General features: G+C 69.3%; 16 protein-coding genes and 1 pseudogene. 14 read left to right on the top strand and 3 right to left on the bottom strand.

Translation table 11 applies throughout. The features are described from left to right. Positions 1 to 168: 168 nt before the first annotated feature. From O7615_RS14765 to O7615_RS14710, 12 genes and pseudogenes are all read left to right on the top strand, one after another. Positions 169 to 1,200, top strand: a complete 1,032-nt coding sequence (locus tag O7615_RS14765; protein WP_278178142.1) for an ABC transporter substrate-binding protein — start codon at positions 169 to 171, stop codon at positions 1,198 to 1,200. 110 nt (positions 1,201 to 1,310) lie between these two features. Further along, positions 1,311 to 1,991, top strand: coding sequence for an ABC transporter permease (locus O7615_RS14760; protein ID WP_278178141.1), 681 nt, complete (start codon positions 1,311 to 1,313; stop codon positions 1,989 to 1,991). Between the two features lie 15 nt (positions 1,992 to 2,006). After that, the gene (locus O7615_RS14755; RefSeq protein ID WP_278178140.1) at positions 2,007 to 2,813 is read left to right on the top strand and encodes a class I SAM-dependent methyltransferase; all 807 of its coding nucleotides are present in this window, start codon (positions 2,007 to 2,009) and stop codon (positions 2,811 to 2,813) included. 742 nt (positions 2,814 to 3,555) lie between these two features. Then, positions 3,556 to 4,467, top strand: coding sequence for a trypsin-like serine protease (locus tag O7615_RS14750; RefSeq protein WP_278178137.1), 912 nt, complete (start codon positions 3,556 to 3,558; stop codon positions 4,465 to 4,467). Positions 4,468 to 4,682: 215 nt separating this feature from the next. Then, positions 4,683 to 5,186: an NUDIX domain-containing protein gene (locus tag O7615_RS14745; protein ID WP_278178135.1), complete on the top strand. Its 504-nt coding sequence runs from the start codon at positions 4,683 to 4,685 to the stop codon at positions 5,184 to 5,186. Between the two features lie 2 nt (positions 5,187 to 5,188). Further along, positions 5,189 to 6,031 carry a carbon-nitrogen hydrolase family protein gene (locus tag O7615_RS14740; RefSeq protein ID WP_278178133.1) on the top strand — a complete coding sequence of 281 codons (843 nt, stop codon included), beginning with the start codon at positions 5,189 to 5,191 and terminating at the stop codon, positions 6,029 to 6,031. Positions 6,032 to 6,052: 21 nt separating this feature from the next. Beyond that, positions 6,053 to 7,120 (top strand): methyltransferase domain-containing protein, encoded by a 1,068-nt coding sequence (locus O7615_RS14735; RefSeq protein ID WP_278178131.1) that lies wholly within the window; start codon positions 6,053 to 6,055, stop codon positions 7,118 to 7,120. A gap of 49 nt (positions 7,121 to 7,169) precedes the next feature. Continuing rightward, positions 7,170 to 7,661 carry an NUDIX domain-containing protein gene (locus O7615_RS14730; protein ID WP_278178129.1) on the top strand — a complete coding sequence of 164 codons (492 nt, stop codon included), beginning with the start codon at positions 7,170 to 7,172 and terminating at the stop codon, positions 7,659 to 7,661. A gap of 290 nt (positions 7,662 to 7,951) precedes the next feature. Beyond that, positions 7,952 to 9,190: a methyltransferase, FxLD system gene (gene fxlM / locus O7615_RS14725; protein ID WP_278178128.1), complete on the top strand. Its 1,239-nt coding sequence runs from the start codon at positions 7,952 to 7,954 to the stop codon at positions 9,188 to 9,190. A 900-nt stretch (positions 9,191 to 10,090) separates the two neighbouring features. Further along, positions 10,091 to 10,459 (top strand): hypothetical protein, encoded by a 369-nt coding sequence (locus O7615_RS14720; protein ID WP_278178127.1) that lies wholly within the window; start codon positions 10,091 to 10,093, stop codon positions 10,457 to 10,459. Further along, positions 10,456 to 10,638 (top strand): annotated as a pseudogene (locus O7615_RS34330) (hypothetical protein); the annotation flags it as partial. The gene O7615_RS14720 and the pseudogene O7615_RS34330, both read left to right, overlap by 4 nt. Further along, the gene (locus O7615_RS14710) at positions 10,595 to 11,086 is read left to right on the top strand and encodes a nucleotidyltransferase family protein (RefSeq protein ID WP_278178126.1); all 492 of its coding nucleotides are present in this window, start codon (positions 10,595 to 10,597) and stop codon (positions 11,084 to 11,086) included. The pseudogene O7615_RS34330 and the gene O7615_RS14710, both read left to right, overlap by 44 nt. Before the next feature lie 516 nt (positions 11,087 to 11,602). Here the strand turns inward: O7615_RS14710 and O7615_RS14705 are convergent. After that, positions 11,603 to 12,112, bottom strand: coding sequence for an NUDIX hydrolase (locus tag O7615_RS14705; protein WP_278178125.1), 510 nt, complete (start codon positions 12,110 to 12,112; stop codon positions 11,603 to 11,605). A gap of 1,180 nt (positions 12,113 to 13,292) precedes the next feature. Between O7615_RS14705 and O7615_RS14700 the strand changes: the two genes are divergently transcribed. Next, entirely contained in the window at positions 13,293 to 13,604 is a 312-nt protein-coding gene (locus O7615_RS14700; protein ID WP_278178124.1) for a hypothetical protein, read from the top strand. A 6-nt stretch (positions 13,605 to 13,610) separates the two neighbouring features. On the opposite strand, the gene O7615_RS14695 is transcribed toward O7615_RS14700, so the two are convergent. Further along, on the bottom strand, positions 13,611 to 14,219 hold the full coding sequence (locus O7615_RS14695; protein WP_278178122.1) for a hypothetical protein: 609 nt from the start codon (positions 14,217 to 14,219) through the stop codon (positions 13,611 to 13,613). 326 nt (positions 14,220 to 14,545) lie between these two features. Between O7615_RS14695 and O7615_RS14690 the strand changes: the two genes are divergently transcribed. Beyond that, positions 14,546 to 15,418 (top strand): helix-turn-helix transcriptional regulator, encoded by an 873-nt coding sequence (locus O7615_RS14690; protein WP_278178120.1) that lies wholly within the window; start codon positions 14,546 to 14,548, stop codon positions 15,416 to 15,418. A gap of 132 nt (positions 15,419 to 15,550) precedes the next feature. Here the strand turns inward: O7615_RS14690 and O7615_RS14685 are convergent, their stop codons facing one another. Further along, entirely contained in the window at positions 15,551 to 15,754 is a 204-nt protein-coding gene (locus O7615_RS14685) for a DUF397 domain-containing protein (protein WP_278178118.1), read from the bottom strand. Positions 15,755 to 16,464: the final 710 nt, after the last annotated feature.

The following is a 16,464-nucleotide window of genomic DNA, read 5'->3' as shown; positions in this document are numbered from 1 at the left end:
GATCGAGGTGCACGCCTCCCTCCGCCGCGCTTGCACAGCTTTCTCGGCGGCGGCTCGGCGAGGGCGCAGTGTGCTGCGGCGCCCTCGCCGAGGGCTGCGGCGGGAAGGCGCCGCCACAGGTCCGGCCCAACTTTGATAGATATGCTAGCCAAGTAGTGAGGACTCGGGATGTCACCATCGCTCACGCGCCGCACGCTCATGCTCGGCGGCGTGGCCGCCGCCGCGGGACTGATGGGAGCCTGCGGCAGTGATAGCAACCGTCGAGCCCCGTCGGCTGCGGTCGACGAGGTCTCGGTGTTGACCGGCGCCGCCATTCAGGGTCGTGAGGCCCCGATCTTCGTCGCCAGGCAGAAGGGGTGGTTCAAGGAGCAAGGGCTTGAGGTCTCCGTGCTCGCCGGGAGCGGCACCACGGAGAACCTTAAGCTGCTGGCCTCTGGCCAGGCGACCTTCGCCACGCTCGACGTCTCGGGTGCGATGATCGAATACGCCAAGAAGGACGGGATCAAGAACTTCAAGCTGACGTCGGTGCTGCATCAGCAGACCCTCGCGGCCTTCGTCGCGCGCCGGAGTAGCGGCATCAGCATCGCATCCGATCTGGCCGGCAGGACGATCTCCTACATCCCCGGCGGAATCAATTTCGTGCTTTTCAATGCGTACGCGCGTCTGGCCGGATTCGATCCGAACAATCCCAAGATCACGTGGGTTGCCAACCCGGTTGCCCCACAGCACGCGGTTCTTCTGGCGCAGCGTCGGGTCGAGGCCATCTCGGCGTTCGTCCCGGCTGTCGAAGTGATCAAGAGCGTCGTCAAGGAGGAGCTGACCGTCCTGCCGTTCGGCGACTACGTCACCGATCTGCACGGGTCAGCCATTGGTGTGACAGATCAGACGGCACAAACCAGGCCCGATGTGGTGCGACGGTTCAACTCGGCACTCATTCAAGGGCTGCGGTACGCGATCGAGCACCCCGACGAGGCCGGCGAGATTTATGCGACCCAGCCGGAGACGAAGGGGCAGCCGGCTAGCGCGGCGGTGGCCGAGCTTACGACGATGAAAGGCTACGTCCAGGGCAACGGCCAAGTCCCCATCGGACGTTTCGACCAGGCTCGCGTCGCGCGCAACATAGCGATTCTCCGGGGCGCCGGCGAAATCCCTCCAGGGCTCACCCCGCTGGACATCGTTGCGGCTGACCTGGCCGGATAGACCCCACCATGCGACTTCGCGGCGTAGCCCGCCGTGGACGGACTGTCCTGTCCCGCAGCGTCGCGCCGCTGGTGGGCACCGCCGGATGCATCGGTGTGTGGTGGATCGCGGTGCTCGCCCTCGACATCGCGCCGTACATCGTGCCGGCACCGCCTGCGGTAGCGCGGGCGTTCGCCGAGATGCCCGACTACTTCCTGTCCCATGCGCGGATCACGCTGATGGAGGCGCTCGCGGGGCTCGGGTGTGCCATCGTCACTGCTCTGCTGCTCGGCGTCATCCTGGCCGCATCACGCCGTGTGGAGCGGGCGCTGTATCCAGCGTTGCTGGTCCTCAGCGCTATCCCGAAGCCGGCGGTCGCTCCCCTGCTGATCACCATCGGCGGGTTCGGCAGCGGACCCAAGATCGCGCTGGTGTGGATGATGTGCTTCTTCCCCGTGGCCATGGCCACCTTGACCGGGTTGACATCCACACCAGCGGAGCTGGTGGAGCTGGCTAGGTCACTCGACGCGTCGCGGTGGCGCACCTTCGTCAAGGTCAGATTGCCGGCGGCTCTGCCGCGCATCTTCGTCGGGGTGCGGACAGCCCTCCCGTTGAGCGTCATCGGTGCCGTGGTGGCCGAGCTTTTCGGCGCGGTCGCGGGACTGGGCTACGTCATCCGCAGCGCCGGGACAGACGCGTCGATCGCGTTCGCGGCGGTAGCACTGCTGAGCGTCATGAGTATCACCCTCTTCTATCTCCTCGCCGCCGTCGAGCAGCGGATCATCCCCTGGATCCACCACACCCACGTCTAACCCATCGGAGGAAACGTGCAGGACACCTACGTCTTCGAGGACGCCGAGGCCGACGTCGACGGTGACGCCATGCTCCACTACCTCGCCGCCATGTACGACCCGATCAGCGCCCGGCGGCTCACCGAGGCCGAGATCCCCAGAGACGCGCGCTGTCTGGTGATCGCCGCCGGGGCGAGCAGCATCGCCTCCACCCTCGCCGACCTCGCCCACGCCGGGCAGGTGATCGCCATCGACATCGACCTAAGCCACATCCCGGCGGACCCCCGCGTGGAAGTGCGGCAGCACAACCTCGTGACTGATCCGCTGCCCCCCGGCCCGTGGGACGTGATCCACTGCCGGCTCCTGCTGGGACACCTGAAACAGCGTGTCCTGCTGCTCGGGCGGATGGCCGCTGAACTCGCCCCGAACGGGATCGTGGTGGTGGACGAGTTCCGGGGAACGTGGAGGGACTGCGTGCTCTCCACCCCTGACCCCGACGCCAAGCGGCTGTTCGGCGCGTACCACGCTGCCTTTGAGCGGGTGCTGGTCGAATCCGGAAACGATCCGGAGTGGTCTCACCAGGTGCTCGACGCCATGCTGCGTCTCGGGCTGGAGGCGACCGCCTCGGCCCACGCGACCGACTGGGCCGGCGGCACCGCCGGCTGTCTTCTCCCTCGGGCGACAGCAGGAGTGCTCCGGCACAAGCTCATCACCGCGGGCATGACCGGCGCCGACATCGACGCCTTCCGGACGCTCCTGCTCGACCCACGGCTGCGGGTCATGGGCAACCTCGCGGTGTCCACCCTCGGCCGGCGCCCCGGAATCAGGCCGGCGACGACCTGATGGACGAGCCGACATACGCGGCGATCGCCGCCGCTGTGGCGGGCCCAACCGTGACGGGCCTGACCCAGCCCGGCGGCGCAGCCCTACGCAACCTGGTCCGGCTGGTCACCAACCGGCTCGGCCGGGATGAATTGTCGCGCGCCGCCCTGGAGACAGCCCGCGCCGAACCCTCGCCCGATGCGCTAGCCGCTTGGACCCAGGCACTGGAATCGGCCGCGAAGCGCGACACGCTCCTCGCGAGCGAACTGAGCCGGCTGTGGCCGGAAATCCAGCCCGGGACCGGCGGCGTCGTCGGATGCAGTGATCAACACCGTCGACAGCAGTGTCGACGGACCGGTCGTGCAGGCCAGAGACGACCGCGGAGGACTCACGATCGGCTTCCCTGCCGGTACGTGGGGTCGGGAGTGATGCCGCCGGCATCGCTCAGTCTCCCCTAACAGATCACCACCGAGAGGAACGACCAGGTGGCGAAGCCGGAAAAACCGACGAAGGTGACCATGACCGCGACCGACCAGTCAGGCAAGAAACACACGATGACGTCAACCGCTGCCAAGCCCGGCGAGACGCGGACGAGCAGCGACGGCAGCGTGGTGCAGACCAACGGCGACCAGGTCATCAGGGACTGACAACGGCGCTGCCCGAGCCATCCAGCTACGACTCCTCGTCAGCTACATCGCTGGCGGACGAGGAAGACCTTCCGAACGACAGCGCCAGGTCGCGCATTCACCAGCGAAAGGAACCCATGCAGAACCTCAAACGGCTGGCAGTCGCATGTGTTGCGGTTGTCAGTGTGCTCTCGGTCGGCCTAGGGCCGGCGTTCGCGATCGTCGATGGGCGCGATGCCACACAACGGTACGACGGCATGGTTCACGTGCAGATCGAGTTTTCCGGACTCGGCACCGCGCACTGCGACGGAGGTTTGATCCGTCCCCAATGGGTGCTCACCGCCGCCCACTGCGGTTCGGACCAGGACCTCGCACCGGAGCCAGTCGCGGTGCCGGGCGGCAACATCACGGTTCGCGCCGGTAGCAACAGCCGCGAGGTCGGTGGGCAGGTGGTGGTTGGGCGGAAGGTCTACCTATACCCCGGGTGGATGTGGGGGGTGAACTGGCCCGACGCCGAGGTCTCGGACCTGGCACTCGTCGAGCTGGCCCGACCCGTGTTCGGCGTGCCACTGATGCCGCTCGCTCCTCGTCAGGTGCACGAGCACAGCCCGGTGCGGCTGGTCGGCTGGGGGCTGACGCAGTACCCGCCTGCACCTGACGCCACACCGGCGACGTACCTTCAGGAGCGGGACACCCACCGCTTCCCAAGCGCTACCTGCGAGGACGGTTTCATCGGCTCGGGCGAGATTTGCGTGGGCGCCGGCGCCTGCTTCGGTGACTCCGGCGGCCCGGCGTTGCGCCAGGCACCGGGTAGGCCCTCCGGCAAGCCAGCGTGGGCGTCGGTCGGTGTCGCGAGCCGCGAGACGTCCACGCAGGCGCCTTGCCACTCGCCGACCGTCTACACGGACCCGACCCACACCCCCTTCTGGCGCTGGATCCACACCACGATCCGCACGCGCAAGGACGTGCCGTGCACGTGTCCGCCGCTGCGAACCACGGCGGCGACATCCGAACTGACGGAGCTGCTGAAGGTCAAGACCTTCCAGTAGCGACCGTGGACCCCGGTCCGGCCAGCCGACCCGCTGAGCCGGGCCGGGGTCCGCCGCGTCGAGGGCCGTCGTGGAGATGGCCAGCCCGTCGCGGCGCCCATCTGCGCGAGGTGGAGCGCGACCACCTCCCCGGCGGCCTGCGGCACGGCCGCGCAGCCGAGCTCGGCGCACGGCGCTGCGGGCGTGTCGGGCGGCCGGCGTCCTACCGTCTGCGCATGTCTCCCGGACGACCCGATGCCACCGCCGGCCTGCCCCGCAAACGGGTGGCCGCCGGACTGCTGATCACCGATCCCGACCAGCGGGTCCTGCTCGTCGCACCCGCCTACCAGGTGGGCTGGGAGATCCCCGGCGGGTGCGTCGAGGCCGACCAGTCGCCCTGTAAGGCCGCGATCCGGGAGGGCCGGGAGGAACTCGGGTTGGAGCTGGGCGGTACGCGGAGCTGTTCACCCTGCAAGCACCAGTTCGACCGCCGGACGGAGCACGCCATGACGACGTCGAACCCCACGAAGCTTGCATGTGCCAGTCACCCGGTCCCCTTGAGGAGGACGCCTCGCAGGCGTGAAAGCGGGGCAGGTGGGGGCATAGTGGGTTTGCCTTATCGGTCAGCTCCGTGCGGGTTCTTGTCCAGCGGTGGCTTCGAGGGTGCGCCAGAGCGCTCGCGGCGTAACGTTGCAGCCGGCTCGGACAGACCGGCGACCCGACACCCGCGGGGGCGGTGAACGTGGCCGAGCGGATCCGTATCGCCATCGCGCAGACGCACGTCGCCGCCGACCCGGCCGCCAACGGCACCGCGATCCGGGCCGCCATGCGGCAGGCCGCCGACGGCGGCGCCCGGCTCGTCCACTTCGCCGAAGGCGCGCTGAGCGGCTACGCGGGTGCGGCCAAGCCGCACCACGCTGGATGGCACATCGACTGGGCGCCGGTCGCCGAACAACTGGCCGTAACGAGGGCACTGGCCGGTGAGCTCGGGGTGTGGGTCGTGGTCGGCGGCAACCACCGGCTCACCGGAGACCACCGGCCCCACAACTCGCTGTGGGTGATCAACGACAGCGGCGATCTGATCGACCGGTACGACAAGCGGCTGCTGTCGCACAACGAGGTCACCGGTTTCTACACCCCGGGCGAGCACGTCTGCACCTTCGCGGTGGACGGGTTCACCTTCGGCTGTCTGCTCTGCATCGAGGTCAACTTCCCTGAGTTGTGGATGCAGCAGGCCGACCTCGGTGTGGACTGCGTGCTGTTCTCCAGCTTCTCCGAGGACCCGATTTTCGAGATCATCGCCCGCGGGCACGCTGCCACCACCGGATGTTGGGTCAGCATGGCCGTGCCCGCCCAATGCGCGCCGGCCGCGTCCTGCGCGCTGATCGGCCCGCACGGCTATCTGCTGCGCCGCGCGAGGTCGGACGGCCCGGACGTCGTCTGCGTCGATCTGGACCGCACCGATGCGGACCTGGATATCGCGCTGAACAAGGCCCGGCCGTGGCGAGCCGCCGCCCGGGCCGGTGACATCTACGCCACCCGCCGGGTCACCGATGCCCGCAGCCTCGACCGCACCCACCCCTGAGCCTGTGTAAAGGGAGCAGCCGTGACCGACCTCGACCGGGCCTTCGACGCCGTACCGGCCACGATCTACACCCACCATGAGCGGCACGGCGAGACGGTGCACCGCTCGGCACCGGAGTCGATCCGCCGCGAGTTGGCCGCCCTGCAGGTCCGCGCCGGGGACCGGGTGCTTGAGATCGGTACGGGCTCCGGGTACAGCGGCGCGCTGCTCGCGCACCTGTGCTGCCCGGACGGCCAGGTCACCAGCATCGACATCAGCGACGAACTCGTCCGCCGCGCGACTGCCATCCACGCCGAACGTGGGGTAACCGGCGTCGACTGCCATGTTGGCGACGGCCTGGCCGGCTACCCCGCCACAGCGCCCTTCCATCGAGTTGTTTCGTGGTGTTCCCCGCCTCGGCTGCCGAAGGCGTGGACGCAGCAGGTCGTGAATGGTGGGCGGATCGTCGTGTGCCTGCCGATCGCGGCCCTGCCGTCGACCACGTTGATCGCCACCATCACCGTCGCGGCCGGGAAACCTCGTATCGAAGCCCTCGCCGGGGGCGGCTACGCCCAGAGCACGCCCGTCGCGGTCGACGATGCCCTGACCGTCCCCGGCCGCTGGGTCGACTACTGCGACCGCCAGCCCGATCCGTCCTGGATCGGCATCTGCTGGCGCGCTGCCGACGACGCCCAGCACACCGGCGCCCGCTCCGCCCTCGGCCAGCTGCTGCATCCCGGGTACACCGACACGTACCGGCAGATGGAGCTGCACTGGCGCTCCTGGTACACCTGGACGGCCGCGCTCGGCGACCCGCAGCTGAGCCTGGTGTCGCTACGCAACGAGATCCGCGGACTCGGTCACACCACACCACGTTCGGCGGCGGTGATCCTGACCGATGGCAGGGTCATCGCGGACCGGCCGGACTCGCCGTCCCTGCACTCCTTGCGGACCTGGCTGCAACGGTGGGAACACGCCGACCGACCAGCACCCGAGTCCTTCGCCCGCACCCTCGTGCCGCACGACGGCCCTGATCTCGCCGGCTGGGACCTGCAGGTCGGCCATGGCACCGTGACCACCCGACCGGCAGCCACCGCGGCGCGTCGATGAGCCTCGCCGCCCTTGAGCAGACCCGCACCCGAGGCGGAAGGGCAACCTATTGACCAGCCGATATCGCACCATCGTCGTCGTGCACGTGCTGCTGCGCCGCGCCGACGGCCAGGTCCTGTTCCTACAACGCACCGGCACCGGCGAAGCCGCCGGCCAGCTCTGTCTGCCCGGTGGACACCTCGAAGACGGGGAATCGGTCGTCGCCGGCGCGATACGGGAGACCGCCGAGGAAACCGGTGTCGAGCTGTCCGAGACGAATCTGGAGTTCCTGCATGTCATGCACCGCCGCCACGGCCACGACGACCCGCGGCTCGGCTTCTTCTTCCTCGCCACCGGCTGGCAAGGCCAGCCGGTCAACCGGGAACACCACAAATGCGCAGGCCTGGTCTGGGCGGACCCGGCGCAGCCACCCGCCACCACGATCGCGTACACCGTGGCCGCCCTGGAACAGATCCACAGCGGGCGACCCTTCTCCCTGGACGGCTGGGCAGAGCACCCGCCCCCCGCCGGCCTGGCCCAACTTCCCACCCCCGGCGACTGACCCGGCGACTGCAGGCTGCCTTACTGCGCCCGACACGCTCGCACTCTCCCCGCTCGGCAGCCACCTCGTGAACGGAGGCCTCCCGTTGACTGTTGTCTTCAAGCCGGACGGCATCGACACCTGCGACCTGCTCTGGCGGGTACCGGCCGACTGGCCGCTCCCGGCCCTGCCCGACGGCGTGCTCAACACCCACCAGTGACGCGGACGGTAGCGGCTTCGCCGCACCCGCGCCCGACACCCCGCATCACGCAGATGAACACCTCCGAACACCTCCGGAAAGGACAGCAGGAGTGGACACCACGGTCGACAGCACCTCACCGGACCGGCTCCGCGCCGACCTGGTAGCAACCCTGACAGCGAAGAACTGGATCCGCACACCAGTGATCGAGCACGCCTTCCGGACGGTGCCCCGGCACCTGTTCGTGCCGGACACGGTCACCCCGCAAAAGGCGTACGAGGATACGATCGTCGTGACCAAGCGCGGGCCCGACGGCAAGTCGACCAGCACCGTCTCGGCGCCATATCTCCAGGCTTATGCCCTAGAACAGACCGATTTGCGGCCGGGCGCACGCGCCCTCGAGGTCGGCTCCGGCGGTTTCCAGGCGGCCTTGATGGCCGAACTAGTCGGCCCGGACGGGCACGTGGTCACCGTCGACATCGACGCCGACATCACCGGCCAGGCCCGCACCTACCTCGACCGGGCCGGCTACCCCCAGGTTCAGGTCCTGCACGGCGACGGCAACCTCGGCCACCCACCGGGAGCGCCCTTCGACGCGATCATCGTGTCCGTTGAGGCCGGCGACATCGCCCCGTCCTGGATCGAGCAACTCACTCCGGGCGGCAGGATCGTCGTTCCGCTGCGGATACGGACGCTGACTCGCTATCTCACTCTGCGGCGATCCGGTGATCATCTCGTCGCGACCGCGGCGCTGCAATGTGGCTTCGTCGCGATGCAGGGCGACGGCAGCCAGCTCGCCCGCCGGGTGCCGCTGCGCGGCAACGACATCGTCCTGCTGCTCGACGATCCGACCGAGGTGGATGCCGGCGCTCTCACTGCTGCCCTCGACCAGCCGCGACGGGATGTGTGGTCGCCGGTCACCATCACCATGCACGAGCTTGAGTCGTTCGAACGCTTGCACCTGTGGCTGTCCAGCCAGCCCCGCCCGTTCGGTGCCCTCGCCGTCGACCGGCAACGTACTGAGGGCCTGGTCGACCCGCAGGACCGGTTCACCTGCCCGACCCTGCTCACGTCCGGCAGCCTCGCCTACCTGACCATGCGCAAGATCGGCGATGACCGGTGGCAGTTCGGCGCTCACGGCTTCGGCCCCGACGCGCATGCGCTCACCGCCGACCTGCTTGACCTCATCGCCGTCTGGGACCGTGACTACCGACACGCACCCGCTCCGGAGATCACGGTCCACCCGCACGGCACCACCCCACCGGCAGCTACCGGGCAGCCACAACTCGTCGTGGCCCGTCGGCACACCGTGATCGCCACGACCTGGCCCATGCCAGGGGGTGCGCGGTGACCACCGGACCGTGCATCGAACGCAATTCCCCGGGCTCCCCCACGTTGTTGATCATTCGGGGCAACTCCGGCAGCGGGAAGACGACCGTCGCCCGTGAGGTACGTCGCCGTTTCGGGCGCGGGGCGGCCCTGCTGGAGCTTTCCCACCGTCCTCTTGGTGTACGTGACGTCCACGAAGCCCGCCGCTATTGATGTCACGGCGGCTCTAACCTTTCATGGTCTTCGCGTTCAGGACGTGGGGATGTGAGGGTGCGTGGATCGCAGGCGGGTTGTCGGACGGCTCCGGGTACAGGAGATCTTCCTCAGCGGCGGGCGGCGGTCGTGGACGATCCTGTGGCCGGAGGGCGCGGTTCACGAGGAGGCGGACGGGTTCCTGCGCCGGTACGACGGCGAGCCGGGCACGCAGCGGACGTACGCGTACCTGCTGGTGGATCATCTGCGGTGGCTGGAACGCGAAGCACTGCAGCTGAGCGCGGTCCGGCTGCGTGATCTCCAGCGGTATATGGGGATCGTCGGTGCCGCCGTCCGGATGCCGCCGGGTGAGCCGTGGCGGGTCGGCAAGCGGCCATACGGTGCGGCGACCTTGGGCACCGCAGCGTCGGTTTTGAAGGGCTTCTACTTGGGCCTTCACCCCGCGGGAGATGCGCCGGTGGTACGCCGATCGCGACCTGCTCGGCGTCCCCGGCGAGACGGTCATCGCCGAGACCAGCACCTTCGCCCAGACCGTCACCACGATCCTGCACGCCAGCGGCCTCACCACCGCGACACCGCGGACGCCCTGCCCACGGCGCTGCCGACACTGCGCCCGCGAGTCCGACCAGACAATCGCGACTGCGGTGACAGTGCCAGTGGATCCCCTGGCCACAAACCCAGGCGTACGGCGCGGAGGAGGAGCAGCCCGATGAGCCAGTCACCGCCACGTCCACCGACGACGCGACGCGCCACCGGGGTGACCAGCCAGTTCGTGGTCACCGGCGTCTCGGGGCGGCTGGTGACCGCCGCCGAGCCCGGCGGCCGGCTCACCTACGTCGACCTGCGAGCCGGCACGCACGGCGCCACACTCGCCGGGCTGACCGACGCCCCGTCCACCGCGATCACCACCGGCCTGCACGCCGGTGTGCCCGCAGCGGTGTTCATCGACGCGCTACGCCACCCGCACCGTGCCGGCTGTGCTACCGGCAATCCGGGCGTGCCGCACGTGACCTCGCTGAGCGACTGCCTCGCCCAGCCGCTACACCACCACCAGCGCACCGTCAGGGACCGGTCATGACCGGCCCACCCGACGGCGCGGCGGGGCCTGGGCGCGGCGACGAGCTGCGCGAGGTGGTGCGCTCCAGTCCATGGCTGATGCGGGCGCTGGCCGTGGTGCGCGGCTCCCGGCTACCGGAGGCGTGGATCGGCGCCGGTGTCCTGCGCGACCTGGTGTGGGGCCACCGCTACGGCCGAGGGTTCGACCTGCGGACGGTACGGGACGTGGACGTGGCGTTCTTTCGACCCGGCCGACCTGAGCCGCGACAACGACCAGCGGGCCACCGCCCGCCTGACCGCACTGGAGGCCGGCCTGCCGTGGGAGGCGAGGAACCAGGCCGCCGTGCACACCTGGTACCCGCAGCGGTTCGGCGGCCCACCCGTCCCAGCGTTTCGCAGCATCGCGGAGGCGGTCGCGACCTGGCCGGAGTACGCCACCGCGGTCGCGATCCGCCTCGACCCCGACCAGCACATCGCGGTCTGCGCCCCGCACGGCCTGGACGATCTCCTCGACGGTGTGTGGCGGCGCAACCCGGCCCGGGTCAGCGAGCAGATCTCCCAGCAGCGCCTCGCCCGGCACCACCCGGCGCAGCGGTGGCCCGGCATCCGCATCATCACCACCCCCGGCACGAGCGGCCAGGGCCGGTGACCGGGTTGTTCGTCGTCGACGGGCACCAGCTGCGCTACCGCGCCTGGTTCGGGTTCCCCGCCCGCATCACCAGCCGTGACCGCTCCCGCGACCTCACCGGCGTGTTCGGGTTCGGTGCCCTCACGCGCAAAGCCCACCGGCTCCACGCCCCCGACAGCGAACTCGTCGTCGTCTTCGACGCCGAAGACGCCACGGCCGGGCACACCCCGACCGTGCCCGGGTACAAGGCGAACCGCGCCGACGCCGACCACACCCCCATCACCGCCCTGCCCCAGGTGAAACGCGCCCTCGACACCGCCGGCGTGCGCTGGGCGGAGATCTGGCACCGGTGCCCACCGCGATACAGCGGCGACGCGCGGATGGAACGCCTGCCCGACAGTCGCGCGGGGCTGAACCGCTGGGCGGCCACCGCACAACGAAGACCGCCGCCCCCGGCCTGTCGTGGGTACCGGCCCCGGCGGGCGCGCACGGTACGCCGGGGGCTGGCCCCGGCCGGCCTTCGGCCACCGGGGCGGGCTAGTAGCTACGGTCGCAGACAACGATCATCGTCGGGATCGGTATCCCCGAGGTCTGCGGGGTCAACGGTGGCAGGGGCACCCAGTCCAGGCCCACCATCCGCGGACACTCACACGGCAGCTCGTCCACGCCGAGTGTCGGCTCGCCGTCGGCCACCTCGACGGCGAAGCAGGCCGTCATCCCCGACGGATACGGCACGTCCAACAGGTACCGCACCGCGACCGGCAGCAAGCCGATCTCCTCGGCCACCTCACGCCGGACCGCGTCCTCCGCTGTCTCCCCAGCGGCGATACCGCCACCAGGCAGCGTCCAATACTCCTGGCCGTCATGACGACCAGACGGACCCAGGCCACGCTCCCGCACCATCAACAACCGGCCACCACGCACGATCACCGCCGCGGCCCGCGCACGTCGCATCACCACGTCATCCTCCCCGTTCCAGCACGCCCGCAGCCCTGACCACGCCGCGCCACGGGTGGGCCCGCCGTGGGCGGCGACAGGACGACGCATCGAGCACACCGATCTCACCTGCACCCGCCCGCTCCCGGTACCGCGCCTGTCCGCGGCAGGTACATCGCGGGCAGGCGCCGGGGTATGGGCTGGAGTACAGAGCTAGGTACGGCTGATCTTTGCAGAGGTTTTCGTGGTCGGAGCTGTGCCGTGGGCGTCGATACGATCCACTCTCGCCGTGGGAGGAGCGAGGCCGGTGAGCGTAGCCGACGTGGGCGCGGCCCTACGGGCTGTCGTCGACGGCGGCAGGTCGAACGTCGACGACAGCCGGAACCCGACCGCCTGCTTGACCGGGCGGCCGTGCTCGCCGCGCTGGACCTTGCGGCCCTTGGCCTGCCACCGCTGGGCTTCCTCCTCGGTGGGCTGGCGCCGGAGAGGCGCCCACACCGTGAACGCTTCCTCGCCCGTGCGCACACCGCTGCGTAGATACGCGACGGTCCCGGTGCGCCCGACGTCGTCGAGTTCCGCGTGACCGTCGCGCGGCCGCGGCGCGCTGCACCGACCCCGGCCGCCGCAGCCCCGTAGACACCTGGCGTCGCCGGCCGGCACCCAACGCGCATGCCGCCGGAGGTACGCGCCGCCGGCGGTCGGCTTCACGCGACGGCATGTCTGGGCGTCGGCGGGGTGCTGGTCGGTGGGCGGCGGGTATCCCGGCGGGTGCAGGTGTGGATTGCGCCGCCCGTCCGGGAAGACAGCGGTGATCGCGGCGCTGCGCAGACACCGTTGGTGGGTCTGATCGAACCCGCTGGGATTATCCCCAGCGATCACACTGTTCCGGTTTCCCACGTCGCCCAATGACCCCCTCTGGATTACTGAGGGTCGATTGATATGGGTGTTGCGGTCGATGCTCGTCGTGGTGGGCGTTGATGGATTGGGGTGGGCGGTTCGCGACCTGCCGTTTCCGCCTCTCACGTGAACACAAGATTCACGTGATGAATTGGGACAGATACTTTCCGTAGCGGCGCTGCTGGTTGACTGAGGGTCTTTTGGCTGCTGTGGTGGGTCGTCAGGGGGACGCGGTGTTCTCTGGATGGTTGGTGTGTGCCACCCAGCGTGATGTCGTTGCGGGCCGTCCATTGTGGTTGTGTAGGCCGTGCGGGAGTCGCAGGGGAGGGGTGATGGTGTGGCGGCAGCGAGATCAGGGTCCTTCAGTGGACTGGTCCGACGCGGCCTCGCGGCGATGAACGGTGGCGTTGCCGACGGCGACAGCGCGCGCGATGATCGTGCGTTGGTGGCACCGATTCGCGCCTCTGCGCGTCGGCGGGTTCGGCTGTTGGTCGCCGCCGTTGTTGTCGGGAGCGTGTCGGCGATGGTTTCGGCGTCCGTGATGATGATCGTGGTGTGGCTGGTGCTCAGTGATCGCAGTGCGTCGACGAAGGGTGTTGTCGTCCTCGCGGGGACGGCGGTGGGCGCGGCGGCCGGGGGTTGGTTCAGTCAGCCGTTGGTGGCGCGTCTGCTCGCGACGTTGCCCGGTGACCGTGGCCACCGGTGAGCCGACTCAGCGACGACGTCGAGGGCTACCAGAGCGGTCCTTCTTGGAGGCGCGTCGGCTGCTCCACGAGCGCAGCAGAAGCGTGGACGCGCCGAGGACCGTTCCCGTGCCCAGTACGGTGGGCAGATCCACGGACAGGGCTTCGGCGCCGTATGCGTTGACGATGGCCAGCACGATCAGGGCCAGTACCGCGGGCGGCACGATGAGCAGCGTGAGCAGCGCCAGGTTGTAGGCCCACAGCAGTCGGATCTCTTCGTCGAGGTTGTCCGTCGCGTCGACCCGCCGTTCGAGGAAGTCGAGGAAGGCGGCCACGATTGGCGGCCGCGCGGCGGCCCGGCTGGCCGCGGCCCCGGGTGGCTTGCCGCCGCGCCGACGCCGGCGAGTTCGTGTGGAGTCCGGCGCGCAGAACACGACAGGCTGCCGTTCGGTCGGCGCGATACCGGCGGTCGGCGGCGGTGTCTGCTGGCGGCTGTTGACGGTGCGCCCGGTCTTCGGTGACGAGGCGGCGTTGGACCGCTTCGCCTGCCGTGTCCGAACCCGGTCGCCCGCCGCGACGGCGTCCGGCCCCGGCTGGGGCGCGCGGCTCTGCGAGGTGCGGTCTGTCTGGGGTGGCACGCGCGGTTGATCGGGTGACGGGTTGCCGCCCGCCTGGGGTGCTGTGGACACCGCGTGGTCTCCGGTTCGTGATGGTTGGCGTTGTCGGGTGGAGGCATCGTTGCCTCGTCAAGCCACGTCGGCGGCGGTGTCCCCCAGGTCGGTCGGGCGATGCGGAACGTGCAGGTAGCAAGTTGAGCGCCAGCGTGCGATCGTACACGCAATGTGTGACTACCAAATAGTGACGCACACATGGTCACTACCCAACACATAGTAGATCACTGCGGGTAGTCGTCTAGTGTCGCCATGACGTGGTCCGCATGCTGGCATAGGGGGAAGTCGGACGTATGGTGCAGGACATCGACCCCACGGTCCAACGTCGACGGTTGCGGGTCCGCCTGCGGCAGGCGCGGGAGGCGACGGGGCTGACCCAGAAGGACGCCGCCCAGAAGCTGAGGTGGGGAACAGCGAAGATCATCCGGATCGAGACCGGGCAGGTGGGTATCTCGGCCACCGATCTCACGGCACTGCTCGGGCTGTACGGGATCACCGATCCCGACCAGGTCGCGGCCTACGTCGAAATGGCGATGCAGAGCCGGAAGCAGCACTGGAGCGTCTACCGGGACGTGCTCAACCAGGACTTCCTCATCTACCTGGGATTCGAGGGCTCGGCGTCGGTGCTGCGGCAGTCCGAGTCGCTCATCCTGCCGGGCCTGCTGCAGACCGAGGAGTACGCCCGGGCGGTCATCCACGCCTTCAACCCGCCGGGCACCTCGCCGCGCCACATGAACAGGCAACTGGAGGTGCGCATGAGGCGGCAGGAAATCCTCGACCGCGCGGACCCACCCACCCTGTTCTTCATCCTCGACGAGGCGGTGATCCGACGCGCGGTCGGCGCCGTCGACGGCAGCGCCAGGGTCATGCAGCGCCAGCTGGCGCACCTCAACGACATCGGCCGCCGCCACCACGTCCACCTGCGCGTGGTCCGGTTCTCACACGGGGCCCACATCGGGCTCATGGGACCCTTCGCCATCCTGGAGTTCCCCGACGACGGCGACGACGACCTCCTGTTCCTCGAAAACGGGCCCCACAGCCTGGCCACACGCGAGGACGCGAGCGTGATATCGCTCTACCTGAAGCAGTTCGCGGAACTGGAGAACCACGCACTCAGTGAGGCGGACACCGCGGACCTCATCGACGAGGTGCGCGCACAGATGTAGGCCGCACCCGGCCTACATCTGCCACCACCGCAGCGACGCACCGGAGCGGGACCAGCTCTCCGTCAACCGGAGCGCGCTCCTTCGAGCCGCAGCGGGCGAGTCCGCTCGCCGCACCCGTCGCTTCCGCAGCGGTCAGCCGGCATCTGCCGCCACCATCGGCCCGCTTCTCAATCCACGCGTCAGGGACGCCCACGAGTCTCGCCCGAAAGCAAGAACCGGACCCGACCGGTCCTGAGAATCCCGCACGAACACGGCGTCGTCGTGGCACGCCACCTCGACGCAGTTGTTGTCACCCGCCCCGCTTCTCGAACTCTTCCGCCAGTCAACACCTGTCACGTCACACCTCCGAGAGGATCATCCTGGTACCACCAGGCATCACCTTTGCTCTACTTCACATCCATACGGTGTAGTTGAAGTGCCCTCGCGACTATTGACAACGAGCGACACAGTTTATAGTAGAGGCAATCGTACGCTGCGGCAGCAACCGCCTACGGCGAGTCATAACCTCGGTCGTGTGCCCATCGCGACAGCCTGCGGGCCAAGCTAGGTCGGCGGCTTCCACCGCTCCCCCGCCTCGATGCCCCACCCAGGGGACAGGCGAGCATCCCGGTGTCGAACTCGAGCCAGCGGTGGTGGTAGCGGACAGGGCGCGGTGTCACGTGTTCGTTACGCCAGGCCGAGCGGATCGTTGCTGGAAGTGATGGGCGCGGGGCCGGCTGGCTGCCGACCCCGCACCGGTAGCGCTACCTCTGGCCGTGATGCTGGAACACGCTGGCCAGGTGTAGCAGGTGGGCGATGGCCTTGACGGTGACGGCAGGGCCATCGCGTCCCGCCCCCTGCAGCACATCCGCCGCAAGGTCGCAGGCGATCGCCGTCGCCGTCAGTGCCCGCCCATCCCGACACGACGCCGCTGGCTGCGGTCCCGGGTCGGCAGGGCGCTCTTCGTCCGGAACCTGAGGTCCGTCATCCTTCTCCGTCACGCGTGCACGGAGACCAATGCGAGAGCGTCCCGCGTGGATTGCAACGCGTGACATGGACCGTGGTGA

The organism is Micromonospora sp. WMMD1082 (assembly GCF_029626175.1).
Classification (GTDB): domain Bacteria; phylum Actinomycetota; class Actinomycetes; order Mycobacteriales; family Micromonosporaceae; genus Micromonospora.
Note: the sequence above shows the minus strand (reverse complement) of the source record. Positions and strands in the feature narration are given on the sequence as shown.

Bases quoted from the DNA above. Each gene is read 5' to 3' on its own strand.
- O7615_RS14690 (WP_278178120.1), top strand. From the start codon at position 14,546: ATGGTGCAGGACATCGACCCCACGGTCCAACGTCGACGGTTGCGGGTC.
- O7615_RS14765 (WP_278178142.1), top strand. From the start codon at position 169: ATGTCACCATCGCTCACGCGCCGCACGCTCATGCTCGGCGGCGTGGCC.
- O7615_RS14705 (WP_278178125.1), bottom strand. From the start codon at position 12,112: ATGCGTCGTCCTGTCGCCGCCCACGGCGGGCCCACCCGTGGCGCGGCG.
- O7615_RS14700 (WP_278178124.1), top strand. From the start codon at position 13,293: ATGAACGGTGGCGTTGCCGACGGCGACAGCGCGCGCGATGATCGTGCG.
- O7615_RS14720 (WP_278178127.1), top strand. From the start codon at position 10,091: ATGAGCCAGTCACCGCCACGTCCACCGACGACGCGACGCGCCACCGGG.
- O7615_RS14750 (WP_278178137.1), top strand. From the start codon at position 3,556: ATGCAGAACCTCAAACGGCTGGCAGTCGCATGTGTTGCGGTTGTCAGT.
- O7615_RS14745 (WP_278178135.1), top strand. From the start codon at position 4,683: ATGTCTCCCGGACGACCCGATGCCACCGCCGGCCTGCCCCGCAAACGG.